Annotated in this window: 5 protein-coding genes and 1 pseudogene; 1 reads left to right on the plus strand and 5 read right to left on the minus strand. The window is 32.8% G+C overall.

Annotated features, from left to right (window positions below; genetic code table 11):
- From VFS71_RS10250 to VFS71_RS10270, 5 genes are all read right to left on the minus strand, one after another.
- On the minus strand, window positions 1-221 hold a 221-nt coding region (locus tag VFS71_RS10250; protein ID WP_326401106.1), incomplete at its 3' end, for an antibiotic biosynthesis monooxygenase.
- Window positions 222-292: 71 nt separating this feature from the next.
- Window positions 293-1,150, minus strand: coding sequence for an alpha/beta fold hydrolase (locus tag VFS71_RS10255; protein WP_326401107.1), 858 nt, complete (start codon window positions 1,148-1,150; stop codon window positions 293-295).
- 47 nt (window positions 1,151-1,197) lie between these two features.
- On the minus strand, window positions 1,198-1,977 hold the full coding sequence (locus VFS71_RS10260) for a hypothetical protein (protein ID WP_326401108.1): 780 nt from the start codon (window positions 1,975-1,977) through the stop codon (window positions 1,198-1,200).
- Between the two features lie 3 nt (window positions 1,978-1,980).
- Window positions 1,981-3,075, minus strand: a complete 1,095-nt coding sequence (locus tag VFS71_RS10265; RefSeq protein ID WP_326401110.1) for a Nif3-like dinuclear metal center hexameric protein — start codon at window positions 3,073-3,075, stop codon at window positions 1,981-1,983.
- Window positions 3,076-3,442: 367 nt separating this feature from the next.
- Window positions 3,443-4,717, minus strand: a complete 1,275-nt coding sequence (locus VFS71_RS10270) for a tetratricopeptide repeat protein (RefSeq protein ID WP_326401109.1) — start codon at window positions 4,715-4,717, stop codon at window positions 3,443-3,445.
- A gap of 414 nt (window positions 4,718-5,131) precedes the next feature.
- Here VFS71_RS10270 and VFS71_RS10275 point away from each other — a divergent pair.
- Window positions 5,132-5,253: pseudogene (locus VFS71_RS10275) on the plus strand (tetraacyldisaccharide 4'-kinase); the annotation flags it as partial.

The following is a 5,253-nucleotide window of genomic DNA, read 5'->3' on the forward strand; positions in this document are numbered from 1 at the left end:
GCGTGACGATGCATTTCAAGATTTCGCCATTGCTGAATGCTTTCCTCATTTTTCCAAAAAGACAAAGACAAAACCTTTTCAGGATTGCTAAAACTCTGAAAGCGTTCGATGGAAATAAAACCTTCAATGTGATCTAATTCCGGACGCAGACTTGCGGCGATATCAAGATATTCTTCTTTTTTTCCTTCGTTTGGAATAACTTCAAAAATAACTGCTATCATATTGTTTTAATTTATTAATTGAAATTCAAATTGATATAATGGACGAAGAGAATTCATAATAACAATGAAACCTATTCTTCGGCTTCAAATAAAAAACGATATATTTCTTGGTACAAATCATCATCGTGCATAGAATGTCCTAAATCTTTAGTTGTGATGAAACGTCCTTTTTTCCAGCCACTTGCGATTTTTTGACCTTCTTCGAATGCGACTACAGTATCGGAGGTGTCGTGAGCAATGATTCCTTCGATATTGATATGTTTGGCAAATGCGCCACCGGAGAAATCTTCCAGTTTGAAATTAAAATTTTCTAAGTAACGTTTTTCCAATAGTGTGAACATTTTTCGATTGAGGCTCAACATTTGGATGTAATTGTCGATTAATGTTTTTAAATCGGAGGGAGCGCCTAGAATCACCATTTTTTCAATGCTGGTTTCAGGATGCAAATATTGATGATAAACGCAAGCCGCACCACCTATGGAGTGGCCAATTATGATGCTTGGGTTGTATTTTTTGACTGCTTTGTTGATGAACTCTGCATAACGCGGTACGTTGAACTCCTTGCCGCTGCTTTGTCCGTGAGCGGGCGCATCTATGGCTATGATGGTACTTCCTGATTTTTGCAGATAGGGCAGGGTTTTCTCCCAACGGGCCGAATTGCTTTCCCAACCGTGAACCAAAAGGATTTTGGTGTCATTTCCTTCCCAAGTGTAGGTTTGGAATTGGTGTTCGTTGTGTTGGAATGTTTCTTTGATTGTGTTTTGCAGAATTTCTGGAAGTTGGTCATTGGGTATTCTTCCAATTCTAGGATTTGTAAAAAGTGCATAGGATAGTTGTAATGCCTTTTTAGGATGAATCAAACTGAGTAGGTTGATGTAAAGACCAACGGATTTGACAGTTAGAAATCGGATGCTTTTTTTTAGGCTCAAAATATGGGGGTATAAAAAAAGCCTCGAAATTCGAGGCTTAGTTATTTTTAGAATTTAGAAAATAATTGTTCCATTTTCTCTCTTTCTTCTTCAGCCAGAACACTGTCGACTAAGATTCTTCCAGAGTGCTCATCGATTAAGATTTTCTTTCTAGAAGCAATTTCTACTTGTGTTTGTGGTGGAATTGTAAAGAATGATCCTGCTGATGCACCTCTTTCGATAGAAACAACTGCCAGTCCGTTACGAACACTGCTTCTGATTCTTTTGTAGGCAACCAATAAACGATCTTCAATCAATGCTTCATATTCTGCAGATTTCTCAGTCAAGAAGATTTCTTCTTTTTGAGTTTCAGCCATGATAGACTCCAATTCTGATTTTTTATGTTTCAAGTGAGATGATTTAGATTCCAATCTCTCTTTTGAAGAAGAAATCACTTCTTTTTTATGCTCGATAGAAGCTTTCATTTCTTTGATTTGCTTTTCAGCTAATTGAATTTCTAATTCTTGAAATTCGATTTCTTTAGTCAAAGAGTTGAATTCGCGGTTATTACGAACGCTTTCTTGTTGTTTAGTGTATTTTTTGACAGCTTCTTTGTGTTCGTCAATTGCATTCTTTTTTTCTTTGATAAGGTTTTCGATAACTTCTAATTCCCCTTTCAATTTCTCTGAACGAGTGCTTAAACCTGCAACTTCATCTTCCAAATCCTCAACTTCTAAAGGAAGTTCTCCTCTAACGTTTCTGATTTCGTCAATTCTAGAGTCAATTAGTTGTAAATCGTAAATTGCTCTTAACTTGTCCTCAACACTTAATTCTTTCGTATTCGCCATATTCTATAAGTACTTAACTGGATTTGTATTTTCTTCCGATAAAATGATTGCAAAATTAAGGATTTTTTTTCTAAGATAATCAACAATATACTCTTTTGTATAACGTTCGCTTTCAAAATGTCCAATATCGGCTAATAAAAGTTGATTTTCGGCTTCATAATATTGATGATATTTCAAATCTGCTGTCAAAAAAACATCAGCACCGGCTTGAATGGCATTTTTTATTGCAAAACTTCCTGATCCACCCAAGACTGCCACTTTTTTTATTTTTTTTCCAGTAAAGGCGGAGTGACGAATTCCATTGGCTCCCATTTTATCTTTTGCATACTGAAGAAAATCCTTTTCAGCCATTGGTTCTTCCAGTTCACCAATCATTCCTAGACCAATATGGTTAAAGGTGTTTTTCATATTGTAGATTTCAGTGGCGACTTCTTCGTAAATATGGTTTTCTTTTAATGCTTTTATGATTTTTGCTTCTAAATGCTTGGCATAAACAACTTCGATTTTAACCTCTGTTCCTCTAGACATTACACCTCTTTCACCAATGGTTGGTTCACTTTTTTCATTGCCTTGATAAGTAAATGTTCCTTCGGAGTTGAAGCTGCATTTGTCATAATTTCCAATGCTTCCTGCTCCAGCTTCGAATAAAGCATTTCGAACTTTTTCGGCATTGTCTCTAATGGTGTAGGTAACTAACTTTCGGATGTGATTTTGTTTTGGGATTAAGATCTGAGTGTTTATCAGTTCTAAAGTGTCACAAAATATTTTATTCACGCCTTCTGGATGGTTGTCCAATGCGGTATGGACAGCATAAATGGCAATATCATTTTTTATAGCTTTTAGAATGGCGCGTTCTACATAATTTTTTCCAGTTATTTTCTTTATTCCATTGAATAAAATAGGGTGAAAGCAAACAATCAAATTGCATTTTTTGGCAATGGCTTCTTCAATTACATTTTCTAAAGCATCATGGCAAACTAAAACGCCTGTTGCTTCAGTATTTTCGTCTCCAATTATTAAGCCTACATTGTCAAAATCTTCGGCATAAGCCAATGGAGCCATCTCTTCAAGAACAGAAAGAATTTCTTTTATTGTAATCATTTTTTTAATCTTTTCGGGGTATTTATTAATCTGTTTTTATGAATTAAGATCACAAACTATTTTGTATTAATTCGAAAAGTTAATGTTAGTTTGTTTTTAATAATTTCCGCTCAAAGATAAAATATTATATTTTCGAAAAATGAATTTCTTTCGAAAAATATTGCTCCTATTTGTTATTTTATATGACGTTTTTTCTAAAGCTAAGATTGTATTATTAAGGGTAAATTTGGAGATTAATATATGGAAAACATACTGAATTGGAACAACTGTCCAAAAGGTGTTAGTATGCCAGTATTTTTTTAGTTAGCTACAAAAAAATAATCGAATCAAAACAGTACTGCTTTGATTCGAGGAGGCATAGGGATTAATAAACAGCTTTGGCTTTTAAATCTTTGTATTCGGCTGTCATATCTAAAGCATTATAAACACTTAAAAGACTTTGTGAAATCTCTTTGTCTTTAGGGTCTATTTCAACTGCTTTTTTGAGATAGGGAATAACACTTTTATAGATGTCATCTCTTTTTACTTTTAACACATTGTATTTTTTCATGTCTTTTGCAGATGCGCCTAATTTATCCATGTCGTCATTTATTGTCTTTACCCCTTCCAGTTTTAAAACGGATAAATTAATATAAGCTTTAATATATTGTGGGTCAATGGAAACTGCTTTTAAGTAAAAAGTTTCGGCTTCGGCGGGGTTATTTGCTTTTGAACTTAGTACTCCTAGATTGAAAACTAAATTCACATCATTTGGGTTCTTTTCTAAAATAGTGGCTACCATCTTTTTGTACGAGTTATAGTCTTTAGATTCTAAATATAAGTCAGCTTCTGTTAAAGCTAAGGAATCGTCCTCTGGATTTTTTTTTCGGGCATCCGAAATTGCTTTTTTTGCTTTTTCTGTCTCCCCATTTTGAGCATAAATCAGAGCAATGTTTTTATAAATTTCCCCTCTTTTTGATAGTCCTTTCTCGGTTCTTGGTTTTTCATGGGTGCCAGCTTTAACGAAAATATCCCTTTCATTAGCAGTTGGGAAGTTATCTTCAACTAGTGTTGTTTTATTGATTGCATAATAATAGGTTCCAATTCCAGAATAGTTGATGGCTTTAAGTGTTTCGTAGTGTTTAAGTGCGGAAGTAAAATCTTTTCCACTTACAAAGGCTGATGCTGCGTAATATAAGTTAATTGTGTCTTTTTTGTCCAGTAAATAAGCTTCATAGAGTTTTGAGCCACATTCGATAAATTTGTCTGTTTTAGAATCTTTTATGGCGCTATTTATCAATCGTCCTTTAATGTTCTTAAAAGAGTTTTGAACTTGACTGGAGTATTTAATTTTTCCTGATTCGGATTCGGCTTTGATTAATTCTTGGAATGATTTTGCAGCTAAAGCTAAATTTGTTCCCTCCTCAATATTTTTATCAGCTAATCCTAAATAGGAGCTCCCTTGAACAAAATAAAATAAGGTTTTCTCTTCATCATTTGAATTATAGATTTGATATTCGACACTTTTAAGAATAATAACTGCATTTTGAAGATTGCCACTATTCATTTCTTTTTCGGCTGCTTTTATTTTATCTTTTTGAGCTTGGATAGTTCCTGCAAACAATGATAGCATAGCACCAATAATGTAGTTTTTTTTCATGTTGAGAAGATTGTAGGTTAAACGAATTAGGTTTTTTTATTGCATTTGAAATTTTTAATTATATTTAAATATTAATCACAAATAATGTGTAATTGTTTTATTTTTAACAAAAATACAATTAATGTTTGAATGTAAATTTTTTTTTCGAGAAAATTTATTGGAGCCAAATCGATTTCATAATAAGCTAAAAATCGGTATGCTAATTTGTATTAATCCTATTTGAAGGCACCATTTTTTATTAAAAATAGTATGCCAAAAAAGCATTTCTTTTATCTACTTTAAATAGTGTTTTAAAATTCTTATAAATAAATATGCTTTTTTTAAAGTCTATCCCGGATGGTTTTTGTATTGTTTAGAATATTTTAGACTTGTAATTACTTTCTGCATTATCATAAAATGTTTTACTTTCGTAAAATGAATTTACTGCGAAAAATATTGTTTCCATTAGCCATTCTGTATGGCTTTATTACCAGTATTCGAAATTTTCTTTTCGATACAGGAATTTTAAAATCCTTTTCTTTTGATTTACCTGTTAT

This window comes from Flavobacterium sp., from assembly GCF_035760125.1.
GTDB lineage: Bacteria > Bacteroidota > Bacteroidia > Flavobacteriales > Flavobacteriaceae > Flavobacterium.

What these genes read in the sequence shown, in the direction of transcription:
- VFS71_RS10260 (WP_326401108.1), bottom strand. Translation starts at nt 1,977, where the DNA reads ATGGCGAATACGAAAGAATTAAGTGTTGAGGACAAGTTAAGAGCAATT.
- VFS71_RS10270 (WP_326401109.1), bottom strand. Translation starts at nt 4,717, where the DNA reads ATGAAAAAAAACTACATTATTGGTGCTATGCTATCATTGTTTGCAGGA.